This window comes from Vibrio gazogenes (assembly GCF_023920225.1).
Classification (GTDB): Bacteria; Pseudomonadota; Gammaproteobacteria; order Enterobacterales; family Vibrionaceae; genus Vibrio; species Vibrio gazogenes.
On the sequence record NZ_CP092587.1, the window covers coordinates 2,773,423 to 2,799,573 of the forward strand.

Sequence of the window (26,151 nt, forward strand, 5' to 3'; positions counted from 1 at the left end):
CGGATAATAAGGAAACAAGATGAAAAAACTCGAACAACAGTTAGAAGCCATCGGTGTCATTCCGGTGATCGCGCTAGATGATGCACAAAAGGCCGTCAAACTGGCACAGGTGCTCATTGAAAATGGTCTGCCTTGCGCTGAAGTGACTTTCCGGACAGCCCAGGCAGCACAAGCCATCGCCAGTATGCGTGAAGCATATCCGGAGATATTAATCGGGGCAGGAACGGTACTCACCCCAGCTCAGGTTGACGCTGCAATAGATGCAGGTGCGGACTTTATTGTCAGCCCGGGGTTTAACCCAACGACGGTGAAGTATTGCCAGCAGAGACAAATCGCTATCATTCCGGGGGTCAACACGCCCAGTCTGGTTGAACAGGCGATGGAAATGGGACTAGAGACACTGAAGTTCTTCCCTGCCGAGCCATCGGGTGGTACCGCAATGCTCAAAGCGATGTCAGCCGTCTATCCAGTGCGTTTTATGCCAACGGGAGGCATTAATCCTCAGAATGTGAAAGATTATCTGGGTATCCCAAGCGTACTGGCTTGTGGTGGTACATGGATGGTTCCTAATCAGCTGATTAATGAAGAAAAATGGGATGAACTGGCAGCACTCGTGAAAGAAGTTGCTAACATCATTCGCTAAACCCGCTGACTCAACAAACCATCGCGAATCGTTCAACACCGGTGTGAATCAATCCGGTGTTTTTCAGGCGAGGTTGTTACCGAGAAAGAGGTCTCTCTCACGCAATCGGCCCCGTTGACATCGCCATCTCAGGATAAGGTTGCTCGTAGATAACATCTCGGTCGTACACAACTTTGATCTCTCCGGCAATACGTTGTTCTCCATGTAAATAGCCACCAGTGGAAAACAATGGCGGGAGCTGCGCATCGCACTGTTGATAGGCCGCTTCTATCGCCACTAGAGCATAGGGAATCGGATCATCGAGCCGTGCATTTTCCTGTTGAGAGTGTGCCGTAAACAAGCCACTCTCCGCATGATAATGTCGCGTCAGTAAATTTTCCGCGACTGAATCGGCCAAATGTAATACCTCGGCGACGGGATGATGTTGATTCAGTTCTAACAGTGCAAAAATCAGATACGCCGATGCACATGTGGTCGTTTGGGCGAGACGGATGGGGACAAGCGTGACCGGATCAAGCGCGCCTAAATCGAATCGCGCAAACATGCGGCTCACCAGACGGTATAACTCAGGGTCCTCCGTCAGGAATGCCGCTTTCATCAACGGGAATAAATAAGCCGGATCAGCGGACTGACGCGACAGTGTCGTGCCTTTATTACCATAGTAACCATCCCGGACAAATGTATACCCTGTCATATCCTGACCGCTATTCCACATCGGGATCATCTGATTATTGTGTTCATCCCAAGCATAGCGAAAATAAGCTTTTAATCCGTCACAGACCCACGCAAGCCACTGCCGGTCACCGACTTGCTCCGCACAAGCCATCATTGCCAGCGGATTATCCATGATTAATGGCCAACAATCCCGAAACAATACATTGGCTTCACGGGCAATCGCGCCAAACTCCGGGCCAAACTGACGAGCCGCCCGATCGCCAAACCAAGAGTATGTTAAACGATCATTGTCCGGGACGGGCTCACGCTGTTGCGGAGAAGAAAACTGATAAACCGGCATCCCCGTCTCTGGATGACGAGCCAAAACAAACTGATGATATAAATGCTTTGCCCAGTTTAAAGCATCTTGATCACCGGTATAGCGATAGTAATGAACAGCCGCATAGATCAAATCGGTTGACGCATTCACAAAGGTCAAACCGACGGTTTCCGGTAGATGTGGCCATTGGCGTGGATCCACGACCGGTTCCGGCGCATGCTGTTGAAAAATATTCTCGGGAAACGGTCTACCATACTCACCGTGTCGTGTGAGATCCAGCTTTTGCCAATCGGTCACATGGGCAGCCCAAAATCCTTTCAGATAATGCTTTGTCACCTCAGGTCGAATTTGATGTAGCAGGTCGTAATAAGGAAAATGGTGCTTCAATTCATGCACACGGGCTTTGCTCTCCGGCCCTTCCGGATGACCTGAATTGAGATCAACAAACAGATGTCCGCCCCAGTGAAATAAGCCACTGTAATGATCAACATGGTGATCCAGAAAATAGGCCGTCGTTTCTTGTGCCTGTCGCAAAAAAGCGTCATCCCCGGTCACAATACTGATTGCCGTCAGCCCACGCATCAGGTTTTGCTGGCTGGCAAAATTACTCATCGCCACGCACCGACCATCCGGATAAGTCCAGCAAACCGGCTCCCCGGATGTCACATGAAGGCCATCGGCCAACAACGGAGAAAACTCGGAATGCGCCAATGTCAGCGCCTGTTGATAAAAGCGAGTCACGATAGCCAGCCGCAAGTGTCGAGATGCAGACATGTAAACCCTCCAATTCAAAATAGACAGAGCCCCGGGACCGGGGCTTTTATCGAATGGAAATACAAAATAAAAAAGTGCGATAACCTATCCGTCAGCAGGATCGCCCGTCAAGCAGGACAATGACGTTAATCAGCAATCCGTTTCAACACTCGGTTACCACGACGCAGGAAGTTTTTAGCTGCGCCTTCTACATCCGTCTGACCATAATCCAGTTGCTGCATTGACTCTTCAAATAACTCCAGTAACTGTGCATTATCGGTATAGGGTGTCGGAATAATATGCTTCGGTAATTGCTGAGCTAAACGATAGCCCTGATAAGACAGGCTTTTATCATCAATCTGACCATCATCCTGTAAAGTTTTAAATCCTGTCAGACTGATCGGCATACCGCGAGCCAAGCCCATTGCTTTCACGCCCGCAGGATCGTTGAGTAAAAAGTCAACCAGCAACGCTGCTTCTTTCGGGTGCTTGGTGTTCCGCCCGATAGAGAACATCATCGAAGGTCTGGCCAACAATCCGGAGTCTGTCGCACCATCAAGCATTGGATAAGGCCCGAGTTCCAGCATCATCGGTGGGGCTAAGTTCGCTGCATATTTACCAATGGCAGTGTCCCACATGTACAGGCCACCAAAGCGACCATCGATCCACGGACGCATCTCATACATATTCCCTTTGCCGTAAGAAGCAAACTCTTTGGTTGATGGGAAAAGGTGATGTTTAACCTGATCGACATAAAGCTGGAAGAACTGAGCCATTTCTTCTTGGTTAAAGTTGATCAAGTTGGTGTCGTGATTGATGATGTCTTTGCCATATTTCTGAATAAAATAAGAACGGTTCATGGCAAAAATATCACGGGCTTCAATAACCAGCGGATAGTAATCCTCACCGAGCTTTTCTTTAAAAGTCAGCCCGACTTTCATCAGCTCATCCCATGAATGAGGATAACCGACGCCCGCTTTCATCCACGTATTGCGATTATAAAAGAACACGCGAGACGTCATACTGACCGGCAGACCATTCAATTTACCATCAATCGTTGTCAGTCCGAGAGCACCGGGGAAATTAAACAAATGCAGCGTTTCAGCTTGGGCATTCATGTCATAAAAGCCATTACCATCGCGGGAGAAAATCGGCATCCAGTTCCAGTTGGTCTGCATAACATCCGGTTCAGTATTACCGGCAATTTGCGTCGTCAGACGGGACAAATGCCCATCCCAGCCGGTATATTCGCCTTTCACTTTAATATCAGGATATTTTTCCTGAAATTTTTCCAGCGCTTTCAGCGTCGCTTGGTGACGGTTATTACCTCCCCACCACGACATCCGTAGTTCGGTTTGGGCCTGTACAGCCACAGAGGAAGTTGCAATAACAGCAGAAATCAGTGTAATCAGTACCTTGTTGTTCATGGATTCGTCTCCAAATAAGTTATTGTTATTCTCCGGTTTATTTATTGTTGTATAGAGATATTCTGTTCCGTCTCCTTGTCGAAAATGTGTGCTTTGTTCATGTCCACCACAAACGTCACGCCTTTCCTTAATTCCATATTGAGCTTATCCCGGACATCATCGATCGGGATTCTGGCAATGAATGGATGCTCTCCGACCAGAAAATGGACATACACTTCATGCCCCATGTTTTCCATACGAATCACATCCCCGATAATGGTCTGTTGATTGCTTCCCGGCTCCGTCAGCGCAAGCGTAATGCTATCCGGACGAATACCTAACACGGTATGCTGATAACCATGGCTACGGATGGTGGCCGCTTTATGCAGGGGGAGGTGTAAAATTTGATCATCAAGCTGGACTGCCATGTCATCGCCCTGTTCTAAGAGTGTGACATCACACATGTTCATCTCCGGCGCACCAATAAATCCGGCCACAAACATATTGACGGGGTTGTTGTATAGTTCATCCGGTGTATCAACTTGCATGATCTCGCCCTGCTTCATGACGCAGATGCGATCCCCCATCGTCATTGCCTCAGTTTGATCATGGGTAACATAAACCGCTGTTGCCGGATGATTTTCACGCTTCAGATGACGATGCAGATCAGTGATCCGAACCCGCATGGATGCCCGCAACTTGGCATCGAGGTTTGAGAGCGGTTCATCGAACAGAAAAACATCAGGTTTTTTGACAATCGCCCGCCCGACAGCAACACGTTGTGCCTGACCACCGGATAACTGCCTTGGCAAACGGTCAAGTAGTTCCTCGATTTCAAGCACATTTGCAGCTTCTTCAACGCGCTGGTTAATTTCATCCTTGGGTAGTTTTTGTAGTTTCAGACCAAAACCAAGATTTTCCCGTACCGTCATATGCGGATACAACGCATAATTCTGGAAGACCATCGCAATGCCCCGATCTTTCGGGGCCAAGTTATTGACGACCTGTCCACCAATCACGATTTCGCCACCAGTTACATTTTCCAGACCGGCAAGCATCCGTAATGTCGTCGATTTGGCACAGCCGGAAGGACCGACGATCACCATAAACTCACCGTCATGAATGGTTAAATCAACACCATGGACTGCTTTAAAACCGTTCGAGTAGACTTTCTCTAATTTGTTAAACTTCACTTCCGCCATTGTGATTACTCCTCAGAATTTAACCTTTAATACCGCTGCTGGTGACGCCTTCGACAAAATATTTCTGTGACATAAAGAACACCAGAATTGAAGGAATGATAGCGATTGAAGCCATGGCCAGAATTTCGTTCCACCTTGCACCTTCCGTCACATCAATGGACATTTTCAGCGCTAGGGCAATGGGGTACTTTTCAACGCTGGAAATGTAGATAAGCGGGCCAAGGAAGTCGTTCACCGACCACATAAACTGGAACAGTGCCACGGAGATAATGGCAGGACGAATGACCGGCACAACGACATGCCAGAGCACCTGAAAAGAATTACATCCATCAATCATGGCGGCCTCTTCCATATCAGTCGGAACCCCGCGCAAAAACTGGATCAGCATGAAGACAAAAAATCCCTGTGTTGCAAATGCAAAAGGCAAATAAAGCGGCAAATAGGTGTCGAGCAATCCCATCTCACGAAACATCAAATACTGTGGGATCAACAGAACCGATTGCGGCAACAAGATCGTCGCGATGAGCGTGGCAAACCAAAACTTTTTCCATGGAATGTCAAACCGGGCAAACCCATACGCGACAATGGTTGACGACACAACCGTCACGAAGACTTTCGGTAACACGTAAGCAAAAGTGTTGAAAATATAGTGACCAAATGTGTACTCCGTTCCGGTCTTCCACCCATTGATGAACCCATCGAGACGCCATTCACTTGGAATCAGATTCATCGACGAGAAGATTTCATGGTTCGGTTTCATGGCGGCAGAAAACATCCATAGCAACGGATAGAGCATCATGAAACCGACAGTGATCAGAATCGTATAACGAATTGCTGCATTGATTTTTTCACGGCGAATGGTGCGATCATTCTCCACATAGCTATGATTACTTTTTTCCTGTTCGGCAGAGACACCAACAACTGAAGCCATAATTATTTACCTCCCTTGTCACCTGAATAGAACACCCAGTACTTCGAAGAACGGAATGTGATTGATGTAAATATTGCGACGACAATAAACAGCGCCCATGCCAGTGCACTTCCGTACCCCATATCAAAAAACTTAAATGCTGTTTCGTAGATGTAGAGAGAGATCAGATAGGTTGACTTCATCGGCCCGCCACCAGTAATCACATAAGGTGCGGTAAACTCTTGGAAAGCCTGTGTGGTTTGCATAATAAAGTTGAAAAAAATGACTGGCGTAATAAGAGGCACCGTGACCTTGATAAACATCTGCCATTTGCTGGCACCATCAATTAATGCCGCTTCATACTGAGATTGAGGGACATTCTGCAAAGCCGCCAAAAAAATCACCATGGCCGACCCAAACTGCCAGGCGCGCAACAGCGTGATCGAAAATAGCGCAAAAGATGGTTCACCAAGCCAGTTCACTGCATCGACACCAACGAGGGCTAACATGCCGTTTAATACCCCGTCGATGGCAAACAATGCCCGCCATAAAACTGCAATGGCAATACTACTCCCAAGGATTGAAGGGATATAATATGCCGTTCTGAAAAAGCGAATCCCTCGTAACTTAAAGTTCAAGATAAATGCAATGAATAAGGCAAATGCCAACTTCACTGGAATAGTCAGGAACACATATAAAAATGTGACACTCATTGATTTCCAGAACAGGTCATCTTCCGTCAACATATACCGATAGTTTTCAATACCGACGTATTCTGGTGACGTCATCAGATCGTAATCGGTAAAACTCATCAGAAATGACGATACAAAGGGAAATGCAGTAAAAACCAATAGCCCGATAATATAAGGCGACAAGTAAGCAAGTCCCAGCTTACGACTTTCATACATATTGCTTTCGTCCTCTGAAAAAAAACAGCAGTGGCCGAATGGTCAATTCCGGTAAACATCTCATTCGGATTCATTATTTCTATTAAACTGAATCCCACCTGAACAACCAGTATCCAACCTCATATTTGTGATCTCGAATACCATTTTAAGCCATTAAAAACAAAAAATGTGAAATACAGTTTCATTTTTATATTTAAAATAACCATGTAGATTCGTGATTTAAAAAATAGCACTTATATGCTGACTATTGGATATTAAAAAAGTTAATATGAACGCAAAAATACGAAAAAACGATGATAAAAACTAAATAAAACTTCAGTCCGGTCCTAATACCACACATCGAACAATAGGTAAAAGACGAACAAAAAATAAATATTATCAATTAGATAAATCCATAAACATTAAAAATCATGTCATTCTGCCTTTTCATGAACACAAAATCACCGAAAAAAATCCTACAAATATTAAAGAGATCACGTTTATTGACATATTTATATTAAAACACCGCTTTACAGATCACGTTATTCATACCAACCAGTTCAAAGATATTAGGATTGTATATAAATTAAACCTTTATATTACAAATAACAAAACGGTGTTTTAATATGAACAACAAGCTAATCATCTCTGCTCTACTCCTTGGTTTAACCGCAAGCGCAGCACATGCGACTTCACTGAATGTCCGACATGAATTCATTCCTGAAGCCGGTGAAAAAGCAGCACGCCATCGCGATCGATTAATAATTTCACATCGGTTCGATAATGGCATTGGCATTAGCGAAGAAGTGAAATGGGGCTACGAAAAAGACAGCGTCAATTTCGGTGAGATGAAGAGTGTCGGTCACGAAACGAAAATCGGTTATAACTACACCATCAATGAGGATTTTAAACTTCAACCTGCCTATGCGCTCGACTCATCTTCCAGTGCCATCGTGCATAAGTTTGATCTGAAAGGCGTCTATAAAATCAGTGACAACTGGAACGCCTCCCTTCGCTATCGCTACGGGATGAAAGTACCGTCCAACGACTCACCGAATTCACATTACAGTCAGGTCAACTTCGTAACCGCATATAAAATGGCACAATACAAAGTGGGCGTTGACTTCGAAGGCAAGTTCGAACAATCCGCATCCAGCGGCTACGACGGAGATAACAATTACCTGAATCTGGTTAATCTGTTCGCTGAATATCAGGGGTGGGACAACGGCTGGTGTCCGTTTGTTGAATTTGGGCTGACATCTCAAAATACGCACCAAAGCACGGCAGGCAAAGACCAATACGTCCCACGCTACCGGGTCGGTTTGAAATACAACTTCTAAATATCCGATTTTGAACATTGGTCATTCAGGCAGATATCGAATCAGCACTGCACTCGGGATGCGACCACCCAGCAACAAGGACTGCGCCGCATTATATCGATATCTGCCTCCCCAAAGTGGCGCTTCGGAAACGCATCCGCAGCAAAACAATAGCACCACCACTCATGCATCAGGCTGCCACATGGAGACATGTGAAGATGTCACACGGCTTCGGATTCAGCCTTTTCTTTTCAATACGAGGTTCACCATGATGAAACTGTACAGAACGACATTACTTATGACGTCGATTTTGTCTTTATCTGCCTGCTCACAATATAGCGCCCTCCCCGCGCCTCAGGATTTAACTTGGCAGGCGATTACCTTCGGTCAGTCAACCGATCTGAATTTTGCATCAACGATTTTACCGGAAAAAGTCGGGCTCAATGCTGTTACTTTCAATGGCCAATCTGTACAACCAGGCCCACTGCTCAACACATTTACCATTGAAAGTCGTGGTGGCAAACTGGCGAATTCACATGAAGGCATGACGTACTACTACACCAAACTCCCGGCCAACGCGAACTTCACCTTATCAGCAACGGTCATACTCAACCAACTTGGCCCGGAAACAGGCTCAACCCCGAACCGTCAGGAAGGGGCTGGCATCATGGTCCGTGATATTCTGGGCTCTCCGCGTTTAGATCCTCAGCCTCCCGGCGCAGAAGAATTCCCCTCGGCATCGAATATGGTGATGCATACACTACGCGCCAATAAAAAGAAAAACAACGGGCGGATCAATGTCAATGCCACCTACCGGGAAGGGGTTTACCAACCATGGGGAACCAAAGGAAACCACATCGTCCGGAATGAATTTGTCAAAGGGGTTCCCTATGGGAACACCATCGCCTACCGGATGTCACTCAGCCGGACGAATGCTGGCTATACTGCGACCTATCATTATGGTGATATCAGTGAAAGCCATCACATCAAAGGCGCGAATACCAATATCATCGCCATGCAGGATCCAAAGCATCAATACGTTGGTTTTTTTGCTTCACGTAATGCCAAAGTCACCATCAGCAATGCTCATCTGACGGTTCAGTCGGGGACGCTGACCAATGCACCGGCCTATCACCCTCAATCGGCACCGCCGGTACTGCAACCGGCATCTCCCAAGCAGTCAGCCACAACGGATTATCTGTTTCAGTCACGCGCCAGTGACACCGGTGAATTTACCCTCTACCAAGACGGTAAGTTACTGGTTAAAAATCAAAAAGTTACCGCAGGTCAACTGTTCAGTGTGAACACCGACCTAGCAACACCAAAAACACGATTTTCGCTCCATTTCACCCCTGGATCCGGCTCAAACCATGCCCCTCAACAGTATCAACAAACCGTGACTAAAGTGGCACTCAAAGATCCAATGCATCTTCTCGTCAATCCCAATGGCGATCATGGCCGGCTCACCCTCACTGATGCGATTCGATTGCTCCCTCCGGGTGGCACGATCACACTTGAAGATGGCGAATATGGGGCACTGAGCATTCCACTGACTGCAAGTGGACAAGCGAATCAGATCAAAACGCTGAAAGCCGGTGGGGATCATGTTCGTTTTACGGGGGACATTACCCATCATGCAAACTACTGGCATATCTCTCACCTTGAAGTTGCTGGTGCACGTTATCTTGTCTATGGCAGTTACAATACATTTGATCGCATTATCACTCATGATGCATCAGATACCGGTTTTCAAATTACCTCACCGGCAAAATCTCCCCGTGCATTTTGGGCAAGTCATAACCTTGTACAAGACAGTCAAAGCTATAACAACATGGATCCGTCCCAGATCAATGCCGACGGTTTCGCAGCCAAAATGCGTATCGGTAACGGCAACACCTTCATTCGTTGTATTTCTCACCACAACATCGATGATGGCTGGGATCTGTTCAATAAAGTAGAAGACGGACCCAATGGGGTTGTCACCATCATCGATTCGATCGCTTATAAAAATGGTCAGACGCTACAAGTGAAAGCCAGAGGCGGCAGCCGAGGAAACGGATTTAAACTTGGCGGAGAGGGATTACCCGTCGCACATATCATCAAAAATAACCTTGCTTATCAAAACAATATGGACGGTTTTACCGACAATTTTAATCCGGGCCGTTTAACTCTTGAAAACAATGTCGCCATTGATAATAAGCGCTTCAATTTCCTGATCAGAAAGAGCCCTTATACCGAGACTCAGAAACAAGGAACCTTCGTTGGCAATCGTTCTTATCGCTTCTATTCTGCCAGCCCATATGATGATGTCATTCATGCGGATACCCGTCGGAACAATACGCTGATTGTCGATGGTCAACCGACCGATGATAACGGAGAGCACCCTGCGCATGCGCTGCTATCGAAATTGAAACAAGCTGCCAAAATTTCCTCTCAAGAACCAATCCCCGGTCAAATGGCCGTTCACAACATCCAGACATGGCTGCATCAGCACCCCTGATCAACCTCTTGCCTAGTTTGATGCGATTTGTCGGGTTTCACCCAGAAACCTGACATTCATCGCAAATGAGTCAACATAACCATATGATTTATATAGACTATACATCTATTTCCACTAAGGTGTTCTACACTCATTGAGTCATGGCTCATGAGCAACCGCTTCATTCCTCCGGTGATAGCACACATCTTCGGTTATGCCATTCTGCTGAGTGAATCCCCGTCAGCCCCCCTCTCTTAATCACGACACACATCACACTTAATTATAAAAAAACAAAATTGAACCATCGTTTTGATATTAATCACACACCTTTTTATTTTTTTGTTTAAGAATAGACATATCAAATATTCATAAAGGGATAAGTAATGCAATATGATTATCTTGTGATTGCAGGTTACTTCATACTGATGATCGCGATCAGTCTACTGTTTAAAAAGATGGCGAGCGCCAGTACCAGTGACTACTTCAGAGGTGGCGGTAAAATGCTATGGTGGATGGTGGGTGCAACTGCATTCATGACTCAGTTTTCTGCCTGGACGTTTACCGGTGCTGCCGGAAAAGCATTTAACGATGGGTTCGCGGTTCTGGCCGTTTTCATCGGTAATATGGTGGCTTATGTTTTTGCACACTTCTATTTTGCCCGCCGTTTCCGCCAAATGCGTGTTGATACACCAACCGAAGGCATCAAACGCCGCTTCGGTAATGGAAACGAGCAATTTTTTACGTGGGTAATTATTCCACTGAGTGTCATCAATGCCGGGGTATGGTTGAATGGGCTTGGTGTTTTCGCCTCAGCGGTCTTTAACGCTGATATCATTACCACCATTTATGTCACTGGCGCTGCGGTTTTAATTATTTCGCTGCTCAGTGGGGCTTGGGGCGTGGTTGCATCAGACTTTATCCAAACCCTCATCGTGGCCGTTATTTCTGTGGCCTGTGCTGTCGTCGCGCTTTACTTTGTCGGTGGCCCGGGTGAAATTATTCGTGAATTCCCCGGTGGGTTTGTTTCTGGCCCGGATATGAATTACCCACTGTTGTTGGTTTGTACATTTATCTTCTTTGTCGTCAAACAGTTACAAAGTATCAACAACATGCAGGAGTCGTATCGTTTCCTCAATGCCAAAGATTCACGTAATGCGAGTAAAGCAGCATTAATGGCGTTAATCATGATGATGGTCGGTGCCGTGATTTGGTTTATTCCGCCTTGGGCATCCGCCATTCTTTATCCCGATGCGGCAAAAGCCTATCCAGAGCTCGGTGCGAAAGCCAGAGATGCGGTGTATTTAGTTTTTGCCAGAGAAACCATGCCGGTAGGCACCGTCGGGCTACTGATGGCAGGTCTGTTTGCCGCCACCATGTCATCGATGGATTCAGCATTGAACCGAAATTCAGGGATCTTTGTCCGTAGTTTCTACGCCAACATTGTCCGTCATGGTAAAGCGAATGACAAAGAACTGCTGCGCGCCGGTCAACTGGCTTGTCTGGTGAATGGTATTCTGGTCATTTTGATGGCTCAGTTCTTTAACTCACTGAAAAGCTTAAGTCTGTTTGATTTGATGATGCAGGTTGCAACGTTACTGCAATCTCCGATACTGGTGCCATTATTCCTTGGTATCTTAATCCGCAAAACACCGAAATGGGCACCTTGGGCAACGGTTGTGGTCGGTATGTTTGTGTCTTTACTAGTTGTGAAGGTATTCACCCCACAATTTGTCGCCGGCTGGTTTGGTATTGAGACACTGACCGGAAGAGAAACCAGTGAAATGCGGACAATGATTACTATCGCTGCGCACTTATTCTTGACTGCTGGGTTCTTCTGCCTGACAACGCTATTTTACCGAGAGGCCAACGACACCAATAAAGTCGAAACGGACAAGTTCTTTGCTGATGTCGAAAGAGAATGTGTCGTGACTGATAAAGATCAGGATCAATTTGACCGGATGCAACGAGCCAAACTCGGCACTTTGGTCACCTATATGGCTTGTGGTCTGACACTGATGGTTCTCATCCCGAATCCATTGTGGGGACGACTGATGTTTCTTGCCTGTGCCGGAGTCATCTTTATCGTCGGATTTGCTTTGAAAAAAAGTGCCCGAGTGGAACGACTTCAAGGAAAAGCGATTCCCGCTCGTTAATCACATCATGAGGACTGCCGGCATCGGCAGTCCGACTATAACAGGAGAACATTCATGGCCAAAGGTGATGTAATCAACCTTGATTTTGAAAGCTTCATCGATTCAGATACGCAAGTCAAGGTGACACGACTGACCCCCAAGAATGTGATATGCCATCGCAACTATTTTTATCAGAAATGCTTTACCCAAGACGGGCAGAAATTGTTATTTGCCGGAGATTTCAACACCACTCGGAATTACTATTTGCTCGATCTCACCACCCAACAAGCAACACAACTGACAGAAGGCAGCGGCGATAACACCTTCGGCGGATTTATTTCATCCGATGAGCAGAGCTTCTTCTATGTCAAAAATGAACGCAACTTAATGAAAGTTGATTTCGAGACCCTCGAAGAAACGCTGATTTACGCTGTAGATGAGGCATGGAAAGGTTACGGTACATGGGTGGCAAATTCAGACTGTACCAAACTGGTGGGCATCGAAATTCATAAAAATAGCTGGCAACCGCTCACCTCATGGGAGAAATTTGCTGAGTTTTATCATACCAATCCGACCTGCCGCCTGATTCAAGTCGATATTGCGACAGGTGATGTCAACGTCATTCACCAAGAAGATGCCTGGCTGGGTCATCCGATCTATCGCCCGTTTGATGATCAAACCATCGGGTTCTGCCATGAAGGGCCTCATGATCTTGTCGATGCCAGAATGTGGCTGGTGGACGGGGACGGCAATCATGTCCGCAAAGTCAAATCTCATGCGCCGGGAGAATCCTGTACTCATGAGTTCTGGATCCCGGACGGCAGCGCGATGGCGTACGTGTCGTACCTAAAAGGGCAAACCGAACGGGTCATTTGTCGTGTCGATCCCCAAACGTTAGTCAATGAGGTTGTGATGGAAATGCCGCCGTGTTCTCACTTGATGAGTAACTTTGATGGCTCACTGATGGTCGGTGACGGATGTGATACACCACCAGATGTGAACGATACCGATAGCTACAACATCGAGAATGATCCTTTTCTCTATGTTCTCAATACACGCAAGAAAACGTTCGCCCGATTAGCAAAACACAGTACTTCTTGGCAAGTGCTCGATGGTGATCGCCAAATCACTCATCCCCACCCGTCATTTACACCCAATGATCATGGGGTGTTGTTTACCAGTGACTTTGAAGGTGTGCCGGCAGTCTATATTGCTGATCTACCCAGCGAACTAAAATAACATTCACTGTTTCATAGCGAGGTGTCATACCTCTCTTGCCCAATACAATCAGAGCGCTCAAATGTTTCACTTCCCCCAATTCGAAGCGTTTGTTGCGCTCTTCATTGCAGGTTTGCTATTCTTTTCCCCCACTGCTCAACACTCGCATATGATTATTTCGGGTGCAAAGCACTCATCATTCGGGCCACCAGCACATTCAACAGAATCAAGTCTTGCGGTGAGCCGTTTTATCACGACCTAATTGGCATTGAAATATAAAAAATGATCGATAATCCCACCTCAAATAAAGCACCAGAAAGTAAACATACGCCCATGATGCAACAGTATCTGAAGCTCAAGGCCGAAAATCCTGATATTTTGCTGTTTTATCGTATGGGGGACTTTTACGAGCTATTTTATGATGATGCGAAACGCGCTTCTCAATTGCTTGATATTTCACTGACCAAACGGGGCGCATCCGCAGGAGAGCCCATTCCGATGGCCGGTGTTCCTTTCCATGCCGTTGAAGGTTATTTAGCCAAGCTGGTTCAGCTCGGTGAATCGGTTGCAATTTGCGAGCAAATCGGAGACCCCGCCACCAGTAAAGGTCCGGTAGAGCGTAAAGTTGTCCGTATCGTGACACCGGGAACCATCACTGACGAAGCCCTGTTGCCGGAACGACTCGATAACCTGATTGCTGCCATTTACCAACAAGGTCAACAGTTCGGCTATGCCACACTTGATATGACTTCAGGTCGTTTTCAGCTCTGTGAGCTGGATAGTGAAGAGTCGATGGCGGCAGAATTACAAAGAACTGCACCGAAAGAACTGCTCTTTCCTGAGGATTTTCAGGCCGTTCACCTCATGGGAAACCGGAAAGGAAACCGCCGTCGCCCGGTATGGGAATTTGAACTGGACACCGCCAAACAACAGTTAAACCAACAGTTCGGCACCAAAGATTTAGTGGGCTTCGGGGTCGAGACGGCCGAGAAAGGATTGTGTGCCGCGGGCTGTCTGATTCAGTATGCCAAAGATACGCAAAGAACTGCGCTCCCTCATATTCGCGCCCTGATCTATGATCGCCAAGACACGACCGTGATTATGGATGCCGCCACCCGGCGTAATCTGGAACTGACCCAAAATCTTTCCGGAGGAACGGAACACACGTTGGCCGAAGTGCTTGATCACTGTGCGACCCCGATGGGAAGCCGAATGCTCAAACGTTGGTTGCATCAACCGACGCGTCAGATTGAAGTGCTTAATCATCGGCTTGATGCCATCGGTGAACTCAAAGAACAAGGCGCTTTCAGCGACGTACAGCCGATATTGAAACAAATTGGTGATATCGAACGGATTTTGGCTCGCTTAGCCATTCGTTCAGCTCGTCCCCGAGATCTGGCTCGTCTGCGTCACGCCCTGCATCAGTTACCGACGTTGCAGACAAGCCTCTCATCACTGACACATCCACACTTGCAGCAACTGGCCCAATATTGTCAACCGATTGAGTCGATCGCAACCTTACTAGAACAAGCAATAGTAGAAAATCCTCCCGTGGTGATCCGCGACGGTGGTGTGATTGCCACGGGCTATCACGCGGAACTGGATGAATGGCGTAATTTGGCCGATGGTGCAACCGAATATTTGGCACAACTGGAACATGACGAGCGAGAACGTCATGGCATCGATACGCTGAAAGTCGGTTATAATAATGTCCATGGATTTTATATTCAGGTGAGCCGGGGACAGAGTCATCTGGTACCGCCTTACTATGTGCGCCGTCAGACGCTGAAAAATGCAGAACGCTACATCATTCCGGAACTCAAAGAACATGAAGATAAGGTGCTGAATTCAAAATCAAAAGCACTGTCTCTGGAGAAGCAGCTCTGGGAAGCATTATTTGATCAATTATTGCCTTACCTGGCGCAACTTCAAGAACTCTCTGCTGCCATATCGCAACTTGATGTACTACAAAACCTAGCGGAACGGGCGGATACGCTAGATTACTGTCGTCCGGAGCTTACCACAGAAGCAGGGATTCATATTCAGTCAGGTCGTCATCCGGTTGTCGAACAGGTGATGCAAGACCCCTTTATTGCCAACCCGGTAGCACTACATCCTCAACGGAAAATGCTGATTATTACCGGTCCGAATATGGGCGGTAAATCAACCTATATGCGCCAGACAGCGCTGATTGCATTGATGGCACATATTGGTTGCTATGTCCCTGCGGAATCCGCCAAAATCGGCCTCATTGATCGCATCTTCACCCGAATTGGTGCATCGGATGATCTGGCTTCGGGCCGTTCAACCTTTATGGTTGAGATGACGGAAACAGCTAATATTTTACACAATGCCACCCAATATAGTTTGGTGTTGATGGATGAAATCGGGCGCGGCACCAGTACCTACGATGGTCTTTCTCTGGCATGGGCAAGTGCCGAGTGGCTGGCAACGGAGATAGGCGCACTGACACTGTTCGCCACACATTATTTCGAATTAACCGAACTCCCTGAATTACTGCCGCATCTCGCCAATGTCCACCTCGATGCTGTCGAACATGGCGATAGCATTGCATTTATGCACGCAGTTCAGGAGGGGGCAGCCAGTAAATCTTACGGATTAGCCGTCGCCGGACTGGCCGGTGTGCCGAAAGCGGTGATCAAAAATGCGCGAATGAAGCTATCTCAGTTGGAGCAAAACCACCAGTTGGATGGAAAGCGGACAGGACAATCGCCTGTGGTTGATGTCGCCAATCAACTGAGCTTGATGCCGGAGCCATCCGAAGTCGAGAAACAACTCGCAGAACTCGACCCTGATAGCCTCACACCGAGACAGGCGCTCGAACAACTCTATCTACTGAAGCGTTATCTCTAAATCAACCGTTACCTTGAATCAACCGTCATCTTAAAAATTAAGCGCAGCCATTGAGCTGCGCTTTTCAATCTTATCTTCTCATCGATTCGTTATACTGTAGGCATGTACGACTGACTATCGTCATATTCCTGAAGAATCCGGAAAAAGTCCGCTTGTCGGCGCTCAAAAATATCTACCAATTGTGGATCAAACGTCTCACCCGAATGTTTATGGATATAAGTGACGATCTCTTTTTCACCCCATGGTTCTTTATAACAACGCCGACTTGCCAATGCATCAAAGACATCCGCCAACGCAACAATACGACCATAAATATGAATATCCGTGCCGGATAGACCTCGCGGATAGCCGAGACCATTCCAGCATTCATGATGCTGACTGGCAATAATGGCCCCGGCTTGCATGACCGGCTGATGCGAGCCTTTCAAACAATTCTCTCCCACGGTGGTATGCTTTTTCATTAGTGTTCGTTCTTCATCATTTAATTTGCCCGGCTTATTCAAAATATAATCAGGGATGCTAATTTTGCCGATATCATGGAGGGGGGCGGCATAGAATATCTCTTCACACTGAGCCGGACTCAAACCAAGCTCTTCGGCCATGAGTCGGGAATAATAAGCAACACGACGAACATGGTTACCTGTTTCTTTAGAGCGGCTTTCAGCCAAGCCACAAATCGCATAAACAATCTCTTTCTGAGTATTCCTCAAGCTATCATTGAGCCGTAAGTTGTCCAAAGCGATAGCCATGTTATTACAGAACATAGCAATCAGATTCATATCAACATTTTTAAACTGATGCTTGCCGGTAATATTCAGGATGGTTTCCACACCGTTGATATTAGAAATATGGTAAATATTGTCTTCTTGATAATGAAGTGCTTGGTCACTATCCCGAGCAACATTGAAATTTTCCTGAGAGATTGACGCTTTGAACGCTTGTGTGGAGATATCCCCAATCTGAGCCAATACATGTATATCATCGATATTTTTTTCAGCCAATCCCCCTTCGATTTCAGACAGCATTGTGCCATCTTTCATATACAGCAACGATGAGACTTGCTCCAAGACATCCTGAGCAAAACTATCCATTGATTTGTGTTTGAGGATATTGGCTGTCGCACCGATGACTTTTTCCAAACCAAGCTTATGATTCTCCAAAGCAGATATATCACGGTAGGAACGTATTGCCGTATAAACCGTCGAATGAAGTTTACGTTTGGTCAGTTCGGTCTTCTCCCGATAATCATTAATATCATATTGTTCAATAATATCTTTTTCCGGAACGGTTCCCGGCTGACCAGTACGCAAAATAATCCGGACCAGATGATTGCCTTGCACATCACGAATATATTCAGCCACCTCCAAACCCGCTTCTTCCGTTTCCATCACCACATCCAATAGGACCACCGCGATATCATTTTCAGATGACAGAATCTCTTTTGCCTGAGCCACATTATATGCACTGAAAAATATGAGCCCTTTGCCGTCGAATTGAGTTCGATTCAAAGCCAGTTTCGTGATTGTGTGCATGCCGTCTTCATCATCGACAATCAGTATTTTCCACCTCGAAGGTTCGTCTTTACAGGTGTTAATTTGAGATGATTGACTAAGATTTCCTGACTCATCAAATAGCATATCCTGCTCTGACATTTCCTTCCCCTCTCTGATCCCAGCTGAACCTGACTGTTTTTATTTATCCATTCACCATGTGTGAACTTGATTTTCACTACTTTACCAATCAATTTTAGTATATGAATAAACTTTTACATATATGAATAAAAAGCAACTAGACTCTTATCACTCTCAGTAGTAATCATTGGAGATAGCACATGTCTATCTATTATCGAATTACAATTTTTTGCTTATTTCTGGTTTTTCTGTGTATGGGAGCATTTGGCTACATCTCAAATCAAGCAGGTGCAAACCTGTTGAATCAATCGGTGAATAAACTCTTAAATGCAGTTGCAACAAACCAACAAGACCGACTCCATAATCTCATTCACGCTTGGAAAGATCGGGTTGCATTGATCGCCAGCAGAACGCAACTACGCCTCAGTCTCAATGATTATTTGCTCAATCCAAATCAACAATCATTAAAAAAAATGGGCAGTATCATCCAAGATGCCATCAGCTCCGTTACAAAAGTGAAGTTTATTCAACTGAAAACAGTCAGTGGTGAAACCATCATCCAAACAGCACCAAATCAAGCCAACAAAGTAGCGGCCACACTTACACTGACCGACAACAGTTCAACTGATATTGTATTAAAAAGCATCACTCGCGATTTGAATGGGGGACTGTATATTCACATCGAAGCGCCCATGCGCCTTCAAGGTAAACAAATCGGTGTGATGGTGGTAACACTAGCAGCCGATGAATTACTGAACAGCACTCAAAGCTATACGGGAATGGGCGTATCCGGAGAGACGATTCTCTTCACCAAGAATCAAGCCGGTCAATTCGTCTATATTACGCCACTCCGTTACCCTCAACATTTAACAAAACCTGCAGATACAGCCTCTTTTGCTCTCGTAAACGATGATGCACTCGTTCAAGCGATTGAATATCATACCCAAGACATCATTCAGTCGCGTGATTATCGAAATACAAATGTGACTGCTGTGGCTCGTTATTTACCAGAGCTGAACTGGACGATTATCGTAAAGGTGGATCACCACGAAATGATGCAGCCGATGAAACATTATCAATATTTACTGGTGATGGCTGCCTGTGTGCTGGGTATCATCGCGATCATCATTGGCCTGGCACTGGGGAGAGCAATTTCATCACCGATTATCAAACTTGCCGCCGATAGTCGCAGAATTCGTCTCGGAGAACATCAGTTGAGAGCGAAAGTCAGCCCGACTCAGGCAAAAGAGCTCAATGAACTCGCTCACAGTTTTAATAACCTGGCCGAAAACCTGCTCACCACCAATAACGAACTGGAAGATAAAGTTGCCGAAAGAACTGTTGCGCTGCAAGAACTGAATGAAACACTGGAACAGCGAGTTGCAGCCAGAACGGCTGATCTACAACGAGCCAATCAAGAAATACAAGAAACACTTGAAGATCTCAAGCGGACTCAGCGTGAACTTGTGGAGTCTGAAAAAATGGCAGCACTGGGGGGGTTGGTCGCAGGCGTTGCGCATGAGATCAATACACCACTAGGCATTGCCATTACCGGAACCACTCACCTCCATGAGGAGGTTCAGGAAGTTCATACCAAAGTGCTATCAAACAAATTGACCCGGGATGAACTAGAAGGTTTTGTCGAAGACGCCAGTCAAGCCACTGGCTTAATGTGTTCACAGTTAAAGCACGCTTCAAAGCTCATCTCTAATTTTAAAGAAATTGCCGTTGATCAATCGAACCCGGACTATCGGAGCATTTCCGTGCAAGAATATCTCTCGAAGATCGTCGCAACCATGCAACCCAACTTTAAGAAAACACCGCATCGCCTCTCTATCAACATTGAGCAGGATCTTCACTTGGTCACCTGCCCCGGCGCACTGGCGCAAGTGTTAACCATTCTGATCACCAATAGCCTCATTCACGCATTCTATTCACCTGATCGCGATCAATCCGACACGATCAACGGGGAAGTAACGATTTCAGCCCAAAAATCACAAGGAAAAAATTTAATCATCGTCACGGATAACGGCACGGGTATCCCTCCCCAAGATTTGCCCAGACTCTTTGAACCGTTTTTTACCACCAAACGCGGTCATGGCGGCAGTGGCTTAGGACTCAGTATTGCGCATAATATTGTCACAGATATTCTGCACGGGAAAATACACTGTGAAAGTCAATTCGGTCAGGGGAGCACATTCATTATCACATTACCGGATCAGCCGGTGTCATCTCACACAGTCGAGCAATCCGCATAGTGTATCCACATCATATATCGAGTGACTCACGATAATACCCGCCATTCAGACAGGCACATCGACGGCTTTCATCCCAGCGGCCCGGCAACAATTGTTTCTTTGAGCCCCTCGATAATATGCAGTCCCGTTTCGGTTTTTAATGATTGATACCAAGCCAACGTCTGCTCCATCTGTTTGCCATGAGTCAGATCACACCGTTTTCTTGCTTTTAAAACCAGATCCCTCACCCGCTCTAATCGTTCGTTTTGGTAATGAAGTAACGCTGTTTCAATATCATGATGCTGTGAAAAAGATAGTCCTAAAACGACCGCATCTTCCATCGCTGCACATCCCCCCTGACCAATATCCGGCGTGGTACTATGCCCGGCATCGCCCAGTAATGCGATCCGACCGTTAACCAATTGTTCAAAAGGCTCAATGTCATGGATCTCAATTCGGTTGGTTGTTTCAGGATTGATCTGCTCAATCAACGTCTGAACCTGAGGCGACCAATCCCGAAAGTAACGATGCAAATCGGCTTTCAGCGTCGTCCGATCTTCCGGTAATCCTTTCGGCAAAGGCACATCGAAAAAGAAATAAAATCGGTTGTCCGCAATCGGCATCACCGAAACCCGCTTTCCCTCGGCGACAAAAGTCGTCCATTGATCCGCTGGTGCAATGGCCGTATCGATCTCAACCAACCCATTCCAGTTGACATAACCGGCATATCTTCGTTCAACCGAGTGCCCTAAAACCTCGGCACGAACTACCGAGTGTGTGCCGTCCGCAGCAATCATGAAATCGCCTTCGGCAACAGAGCCATCGGTAAACCAAGCCGTCACACCTTCGGCGGTTTGTTCAACCCGCTCAACCCGCTTATCAAAATGAATTTGCTCACGTCCCCACCAATCAAGCATACTGGCTTGCAAATCAGCACGGGAAACCGGACAAGGTCTTGTGCCGACCGCATCAATCAGCGGCATCAAACTGAAGCGAGTCATGGTGGTACCGGAGAATCCATCCTGATAAGACATATAGTTCATCGCCCCACCCAGCTTATCCATGATATGGCCCATACCAAGATGTGTCATACATTTCACCCCGTTAGACCATACCGAAATAGCCGCTCCTACCGGTTTAATCTCTCTGACCGCTTCATAGATTTCACATGTGATTCCATTTTTTTTCAGTGCAGCGGCGGCAGACATGCCACCGATTCCAGCCCCGATAATAAGCGCTTTCATAACTTCACCTTATCCTTATTATTGTGCTAAGCAATAGATGATAAGCATTATTTATTCCACGGCGACCTTGGCACTAATAGGACATAATTAATTGTTTTTAAATATAAAAATAATAGAGTATTTGCCGCAATTTGCACTGTGATTCAAATCTGTGCAAGTGACGGAATAAACGTTTTAGTTTGGTGCATACTCACGACTCGTTCCCCGTCTGTAGGCCATCACCCAAACAGCGACATCATCAACGCCACAATTTATTTCATATATCGATAACGCTACGACATGCAGCAACATTGCAAGTAACAGAAATGAGAATTTCATAATAAGATGATCGCTGTTTTAATAATTAAAACATTGTTTTGTATTTTTTAATACCAAGTGTTAATAGTATAAACGAGCGTTTTATTTGCTCAGCGTGTTTATGATAAGAATCGATATCCTGTCCATATAAAAACCAAGAAGGGAACATATAATGATTCATCGAACAACAGTGGCTTTACTTTCATTACTGTCATGTCAGTTTGCAATGGCGAGTGACTTGACACTCATGTTATATCAGCAAGATGCACAAACCATCCTGAGCTGGTCATCCGATCAGGATAGTATCGTTCGTCAAGAAGTTTACCGAAAATCCACATTGTCAGACGAAGGAGAAAGAATTGCGGTTCTGACCCCGGATGAAAGAACGTTTGAAGATACAACAGCAGATGGCTATACCGATTATTACTACCAAATCAAGGCAGTAGACGATCAGGATCACACCTTTATTTCCAATGATTCCAGTACAAACAGCAGCGAAGCAAATTATTTAACCACCAGTCTAGCGGCTGCCAGATCATCTGAGTGCTACGCTGGCGCCGTGATTAGCAACAAAACAGTTGACTGCGGGGGTAAGACTATCGGATTAAGTTGTAACGGGGATGCAGAAGGTCAAAAAGCCGTGCTTACCTTACACAACGCAACGGTAAAGAATGTCCGCATTTCCCGAAATGGTGGTGCCGATGGTATTCATTGTGAATCCGGAAACTGCACCTTACAAAATGTCATTTGGGAAGATATCTGTGAAGATGCAGCCACCAACAACGGCAAGAGAATGACCATTATCGGAGGGGTTGCCTATAACAGTACCAATGGCCCGGGAGGTAAACCTGATAAGGTGTTCCAGCACAACTCGAAAAATAGTACCACCGAAATCCGCGGCAACTTTACCCTCACCGGCCAACACGGGAAACTATATCGTTCTTGCGGAAATTGCACTAACAATGGTGGGCCCAGATATCTCTCAATCAATGGCGTTAAGGTGGATGCTAAAATCGGTTCAATTGCCGGTATCAACGGCAACTATAGAGATTCAGCGACCATCAGAAACCTGAAAATCAAGAACTACAAAACCGGCAAACCCAAAGTCTGTGTCGAGTATGTCGGCATTCAGAAAGGTCAGGGTGAATCGAGAAAAATCGGTGAAAAATGGAATACCAGTGCCTGTAATGTATCCCATTCAGATGTTCGAAAGCTGTAATCCATATTGAACTGAAGAATGAAAACAGAAACCCCGTACAAACGGGGTTTCACTTAAAATGATCGGTTACTAATTTTTAGATAATAAATGACGTCTTATTCTTCACTCTCTACATCGAACAAAGATTCCATATTCAAGCCTTGTTTCAGTAGAATTTCTCTTAAACGACGCAGGCCTTCGACTTGGATTTGGCGAACTCGCTCACGGGTTAGATTAATCTCTTTCCCAACTTCTTCTAAAGTGGATGGTTCATACCCGAGTAAACCAAAGCGTCTTGCCAACACTTCTTTCTGTTTCGGATTTAGTTCATCTAACCAATGTAAGAGTGAAGATTTGATATCATCATCTTCTGTCGAATATTCTGGGTCATAGTGTTTGGCATCAGGAATGATATCCAACAATGCTTTATCACCATCACCACCAATAGGTGTATCAACAGAACTAATACGTTCGTTCAGACGAAGCATCTTACTGACATCATCAACCGATTTATCCAGCTCAAACGCAATGTCTTCCGCTGTTGGTTCATGGTCTAACTTCTGTGATAGCTCACGTGCTGTCCGCAAATAAATATTGAGTTCTTTGACAACGTGGATAGGTAAACGAATCGTTCTGGTTTGATTCATCAACGCCCGTTCAATCGTTTGTCTGATCCACCAGGTTGCATACGTAGAAAAACGAAATCCTCTTTCTGGATCAAACTTTTCAACGGCCCGAATCAACCCGAGGTTACCTTCTTCGATTAGATCCAGCAAAGCCAGACCACGGTTACTATATCGGCGCGATATTTTAACAACGAGACGTAGATTACTCTCAATCATTCGCTTACGAGCGGCCTCATCTCCCCGAAGAGCCCGACGAGCGTACAGGATTTCTTCCTCTGCGGTTAACAAAGGTGAAAAACCGATTTCGCCTAAATAGAGTTGAGTTGCGTCTAAGCTCTTGGAAGTTACTTCATAATCTTCTCGAGTTTCAACGGATGTAGCGTCAGAACTGACCTCGTTGTCCAATGTATTGAGATCAAACGCTCCTGAATCAAAATCAAATTGATCGACCTTAGTTACTGAATTGCTTTTACTCATGATGCCTCCCCCTGGCGAGCTAGCAAGACACTACTACTTTTAATGTCGCTATATGGTGCTTACGCTTATCAATTCAAATACTTATGGTAAGTAGCGTTTTGGATTCACTGGCTTACCCTGATAGCGGATTTCAAAATGTAAACGAACACTGCTGGTACCGGAACTTCCCATTGTCGCGATTTTCTGACCAGCTTTTACACTTTGTCCCTCACTCACTAGCAACCGATCATTGTGCGCGTACGCGCTAAGATATTTATCATTATGCTTGATAATCACAAGATTTCCGTAACCTCTTAAAGCATTGCCCGAATAAACCACGGTTCCTGCTGCCGAAGATACGATGGACTGACCTCGCTGTCCCGCAATATCAATCCCTTTATTTCCTTGATCAATAGCCGAAAATTGCCGAATAATCCTCCCTTTTGTTGGCCATAGCCACCTATCAATTTTTGTGGCATGTGCTAAATTAGTAGTTAGTAAATCAGAATTAACATTTTCTTTACCTTTGGATTCACCATACCCCTTTGATTGTGAAGATTCAATACTTTTACCTGGCGGTTTTTTAACTTTGTCATATTTATTCTCTAAATTATTAGAGATTTGCTTATTCTTAGAATCTTTTAATGAGACGTTAGTTAACACGGCATCAGAACCTTTGATCCCTATCCCATTTTTTCCCGTGGCAACGGACTGAGACTTCCCGTAAGAAGGTGGCGTATAAGCGGGTTTCCACAAGTGTATTTTTTGACCGGGATAGATAATATAAGGGGGGGAGAGATGATTATAACTGATCAAATCTTCTACATTTCTGTCGGTCAGGTAAGCAATAAAGTAAAGTGTATCTCCTTTTTTAACTTGATAGTAACTCCCACGGTAACTTCCCCGTGAAGCCTTCTTTACGTCAGACACCGGCGCGGGTGATATCGCGGCACATCCGATCAGATATGTTGATAAAACTGCCAAAATTAAAAGTCTGATGCTGCTTCTCATTGTTAGGCTAAATCACCTGCAACTAAAGGAACGAACCGGACCATTTCAATAATTTCTGAATGAAACGACTCATGATTCCGGGTTATTCTCAGGAGCTGCTGCTCATCGCTACCAACAGGAATCACTAATCGTCCCCCGTCAGCCAACTGATCCAACAACGCCTGAGGTATTTCAGAAGCAGCAGCTGTCACAATGATGGCATCAAAAGGTGCCTTGGTGCGCCATCCCTGCCAGCCATCGCCATGTTTCATGGATACGTTGTAAATATCCAGTTGTCTCAGACGACGCTTTGCTTCCCATTGCAACGTTTTAATTCGCTCAATCGAACACACATGCTCAACTAGACGAGCCAATACTGCAGTCTGATACCCAGAGCCGGTTCCGACTTCCAATACCCGGCTTGTCGGTGTCAGTGCGAGCAGTTGGGTCATCTTGGCAACAATATAAGGCTGAGAAATTGTCTGCCCCAACCCGATTGGTAATGCGTTATTTTCATACGCCTGATGAACCATGGCCTGTGAAACGAAATTCTCTCTCGGTAGTTCACGCATCGTGTCCAGAACACGTAAATCTTCAATGCCGTTTCTGACAAGAAAGTCGATCAACTTATCAGCGAGTGAATTTGACATGTCTA

18 protein-coding genes are annotated in these 26,151 nt (G+C 45.8%); 8 read left to right on the plus strand and 10 right to left on the minus strand.

The window, feature by feature from the left end; genetic code table 11:
* Nucleotides 1–19 precede the first annotated feature (19 nt).
* Nucleotides 20–643: a bifunctional 4-hydroxy-2-oxoglutarate aldolase/2-dehydro-3-deoxy-phosphogluconate aldolase gene (locus MKS89_RS12360; RefSeq protein ID WP_072955882.1), complete on the plus strand. Its 624-nt coding sequence runs from the start codon at nucleotides 20–22 to the stop codon at nucleotides 641–643.
* Nucleotides 644–740: 97 nt separating this feature from the next.
* Here the strand turns inward: MKS89_RS12360 and MKS89_RS12365 are convergent, their stop codons facing one another.
* The 5 genes from MKS89_RS12365 to MKS89_RS12385 form a co-directional block, all read right to left on the minus strand.
* Nucleotides 741–2,411, minus strand: a complete 1,671-nt coding sequence (locus MKS89_RS12365) for a pectate lyase (RefSeq protein ID WP_072955879.1) — start codon at nucleotides 2,409–2,411, stop codon at nucleotides 741–743.
* 125 nt (nucleotides 2,412–2,536) lie between these two features.
* Nucleotides 2,537–3,817, minus strand: a complete 1,281-nt coding sequence (locus MKS89_RS12370; protein ID WP_072955876.1) for an ABC transporter substrate-binding protein — start codon at nucleotides 3,815–3,817, stop codon at nucleotides 2,537–2,539.
* A gap of 41 nt (nucleotides 3,818–3,858) precedes the next feature.
* Entirely contained in the window at nucleotides 3,859–4,998 is a 1,140-nt protein-coding gene (locus MKS89_RS12375; RefSeq protein WP_072955873.1) for an ABC transporter ATP-binding protein, read from the minus strand.
* 19 nt (nucleotides 4,999–5,017) lie between these two features.
* Nucleotides 5,018–5,929 (minus strand): carbohydrate ABC transporter permease, encoded by a 912-nt coding sequence (locus MKS89_RS12380; RefSeq protein ID WP_205409188.1) that lies wholly within the window; start codon nucleotides 5,927–5,929, stop codon nucleotides 5,018–5,020.
* 2 nt (nucleotides 5,930–5,931) lie between these two features.
* Complete coding sequence (locus tag MKS89_RS12385) at nucleotides 5,932–6,816, minus strand: carbohydrate ABC transporter permease (RefSeq protein WP_072955870.1); 885 nt, start codon at nucleotides 6,814–6,816, stop codon at nucleotides 5,932–5,934.
* A 605-nt stretch (nucleotides 6,817–7,421) separates the two neighbouring features.
* Here MKS89_RS12385 and MKS89_RS12390 point away from each other — a divergent pair.
* The 5 genes from MKS89_RS12390 (at nucleotide 7,422) to mutS (ending at nucleotide 16,817) form a co-directional block, all read left to right on the plus strand.
* On the plus strand, nucleotides 7,422–8,135 hold the full coding sequence (locus tag MKS89_RS12390) for an oligogalacturonate-specific porin KdgM family protein (protein WP_072955867.1): 714 nt from the start codon (nucleotides 7,422–7,424) through the stop codon (nucleotides 8,133–8,135).
* A gap of 250 nt (nucleotides 8,136–8,385) precedes the next feature.
* Entirely contained in the window at nucleotides 8,386–10,614 is a 2,229-nt protein-coding gene (locus MKS89_RS12395) for a right-handed parallel beta-helix repeat-containing protein (protein WP_072956428.1), read from the plus strand.
* A gap of 362 nt (nucleotides 10,615–10,976) precedes the next feature.
* The gene (locus tag MKS89_RS12400) at nucleotides 10,977–12,746 is read left to right on the plus strand and encodes a sodium:solute symporter family protein (RefSeq protein WP_072955865.1); all 1,770 of its coding nucleotides are present in this window, start codon (nucleotides 10,977–10,979) and stop codon (nucleotides 12,744–12,746) included.
* 54 nt (nucleotides 12,747–12,800) lie between these two features.
* A complete protein-coding gene (locus MKS89_RS12405) occupies nucleotides 12,801–13,964 on the plus strand; it encodes an oligogalacturonate lyase family protein (protein ID WP_072955863.1) in 1,164 nt (387 codons plus the stop codon).
* Between the two features lie 261 nt (nucleotides 13,965–14,225).
* On the plus strand, nucleotides 14,226–16,817 hold the full coding sequence (mutS, locus tag MKS89_RS12410) for a DNA mismatch repair protein MutS (protein ID WP_072955861.1): 2,592 nt from the start codon (nucleotides 14,226–14,228) through the stop codon (nucleotides 16,815–16,817).
* 89 nt (nucleotides 16,818–16,906) lie between these two features.
* Here the strand turns inward: mutS and MKS89_RS12415 are convergent, their stop codons facing one another.
* Nucleotides 16,907–18,469, minus strand: coding sequence for an HD domain-containing phosphohydrolase (locus tag MKS89_RS12415; protein ID WP_072955858.1), 1,563 nt, complete (start codon nucleotides 18,467–18,469; stop codon nucleotides 16,907–16,909).
* Nucleotides 18,470–18,648: 179 nt separating this feature from the next.
* Here MKS89_RS12415 and MKS89_RS12420 point away from each other — a divergent pair, with 179 nt between their 5' ends.
* Complete coding sequence (locus tag MKS89_RS12420) at nucleotides 18,649–20,706, plus strand: sensor histidine kinase (protein WP_072955855.1); 2,058 nt, start codon at nucleotides 18,649–18,651, stop codon at nucleotides 20,704–20,706.
* Between the two features lie 68 nt (nucleotides 20,707–20,774).
* Here the strand turns inward: MKS89_RS12420 and hpxO are convergent, their stop codons facing one another.
* Entirely contained in the window at nucleotides 20,775–21,929 is a 1,155-nt protein-coding gene (gene hpxO / locus MKS89_RS12425) for an FAD-dependent urate hydroxylase HpxO (protein WP_072955853.1), read from the minus strand.
* A gap of 469 nt (nucleotides 21,930–22,398) precedes the next feature.
* Between hpxO and MKS89_RS12430 the strand changes: the two genes are divergently transcribed.
* Entirely contained in the window at nucleotides 22,399–23,445 is a 1,047-nt protein-coding gene (locus MKS89_RS12430; RefSeq protein WP_072955850.1) for a pectate lyase, read from the plus strand.
* Between the two features lie 95 nt (nucleotides 23,446–23,540).
* Here the strand turns inward: MKS89_RS12430 and rpoS are convergent, their stop codons facing one another.
* The 3 genes from rpoS to MKS89_RS12445 form a co-directional block, all read right to left on the minus strand.
* Nucleotides 23,541–24,527 carry an RNA polymerase sigma factor RpoS gene (rpoS, locus tag MKS89_RS12435; protein ID WP_072955848.1) on the minus strand — a complete coding sequence of 329 codons (987 nt, stop codon included), beginning with the start codon at nucleotides 24,525–24,527 and terminating at the stop codon, nucleotides 23,541–23,543.
* Between the two features lie 81 nt (nucleotides 24,528–24,608).
* On the minus strand, nucleotides 24,609–25,517 hold the full coding sequence (locus tag MKS89_RS12440) for a peptidoglycan DD-metalloendopeptidase family protein (RefSeq protein ID WP_072955845.1): 909 nt from the start codon (nucleotides 25,515–25,517) through the stop codon (nucleotides 24,609–24,611).
* A 2-nt stretch (nucleotides 25,518–25,519) separates the two neighbouring features.
* Complete coding sequence (locus MKS89_RS12445; protein WP_072955843.1) at nucleotides 25,520–26,146, minus strand: protein-L-isoaspartate(D-aspartate) O-methyltransferase; 627 nt, start codon at nucleotides 26,144–26,146, stop codon at nucleotides 25,520–25,522.
* Between the last annotated feature and the right edge of the window lie 5 nt (nucleotides 26,147–26,151).

Excerpts from the sequence above, each read along its gene's own strand:
- MKS89_RS12375 (WP_072955873.1), bottom strand. The coding sequence starts at position 4,998 with ATGGCGGAAGTGAAGTTTAACAAATTAGAGAAAGTCTACTCGAACGGT.
- MKS89_RS12370 (WP_072955876.1), bottom strand. The coding sequence starts at position 3,817 with ATGAACAACAAGGTACTGATTACACTGATTTCTGCTGTTATTGCAACT.
- mutS (WP_072955861.1), top strand. The coding sequence starts at position 14,226 with ATGATCGATAATCCCACCTCAAATAAAGCACCAGAAAGTAAACATACG.
- MKS89_RS12390 (WP_072955867.1), top strand. The coding sequence starts at position 7,422 with ATGAACAACAAGCTAATCATCTCTGCTCTACTCCTTGGTTTAACCGCA.
- MKS89_RS12440 (WP_072955845.1), bottom strand. The coding sequence starts at position 25,517 with ATGAGAAGCAGCATCAGACTTTTAATTTTGGCAGTTTTATCAACATAT.
- MKS89_RS12445 (WP_072955843.1), bottom strand. The coding sequence starts at position 26,146 with ATGTCAAATTCACTCGCTGATAAGTTGATCGACTTTCTTGTCAGAAAC.
- MKS89_RS12415 (WP_072955858.1), bottom strand. The coding sequence starts at position 18,469 with ATGTCAGAGCAGGATATGCTATTTGATGAGTCAGGAAATCTTAGTCAA.
- MKS89_RS12395 (WP_072956428.1), top strand. The coding sequence starts at position 8,386 with ATGAAACTGTACAGAACGACATTACTTATGACGTCGATTTTGTCTTTA.
- MKS89_RS12405 (WP_072955863.1), top strand. The coding sequence starts at position 12,801 with ATGGCCAAAGGTGATGTAATCAACCTTGATTTTGAAAGCTTCATCGAT.
- MKS89_RS12430 (WP_072955850.1), top strand. The coding sequence starts at position 22,399 with ATGATTCATCGAACAACAGTGGCTTTACTTTCATTACTGTCATGTCAG.
- MKS89_RS12360 (WP_072955882.1), top strand. The coding sequence starts at position 20 with ATGAAAAAACTCGAACAACAGTTAGAAGCCATCGGTGTCATTCCGGTG.
- MKS89_RS12400 (WP_072955865.1), top strand. The coding sequence starts at position 10,977 with ATGCAATATGATTATCTTGTGATTGCAGGTTACTTCATACTGATGATC.
- rpoS (WP_072955848.1), bottom strand. The coding sequence starts at position 24,527 with ATGAGTAAAAGCAATTCAGTAACTAAGGTCGATCAATTTGATTTTGAT.
- MKS89_RS12385 (WP_072955870.1), bottom strand. The coding sequence starts at position 6,816 with ATGTATGAAAGTCGTAAGCTGGGACTTGCTTACTTGTCGCCTTATATT.
- MKS89_RS12380 (WP_205409188.1), bottom strand. The coding sequence starts at position 5,929 with ATGGCTTCAGTTGTTGGTGTCTCTGCCGAACAGGAAAAAAGTAATCAT.
- MKS89_RS12420 (WP_072955855.1), top strand. The coding sequence starts at position 18,649 with ATGTCTATCTATTATCGAATTACAATTTTTTGCTTATTTCTGGTTTTT.
- hpxO (WP_072955853.1), bottom strand. The coding sequence starts at position 21,929 with ATGAAAGCGCTTATTATCGGGGCTGGAATCGGTGGCATGTCTGCCGCC.
- MKS89_RS12365 (WP_072955879.1), bottom strand. The coding sequence starts at position 2,411 with ATGTCTGCATCTCGACACTTGCGGCTGGCTATCGTGACTCGCTTTTAT.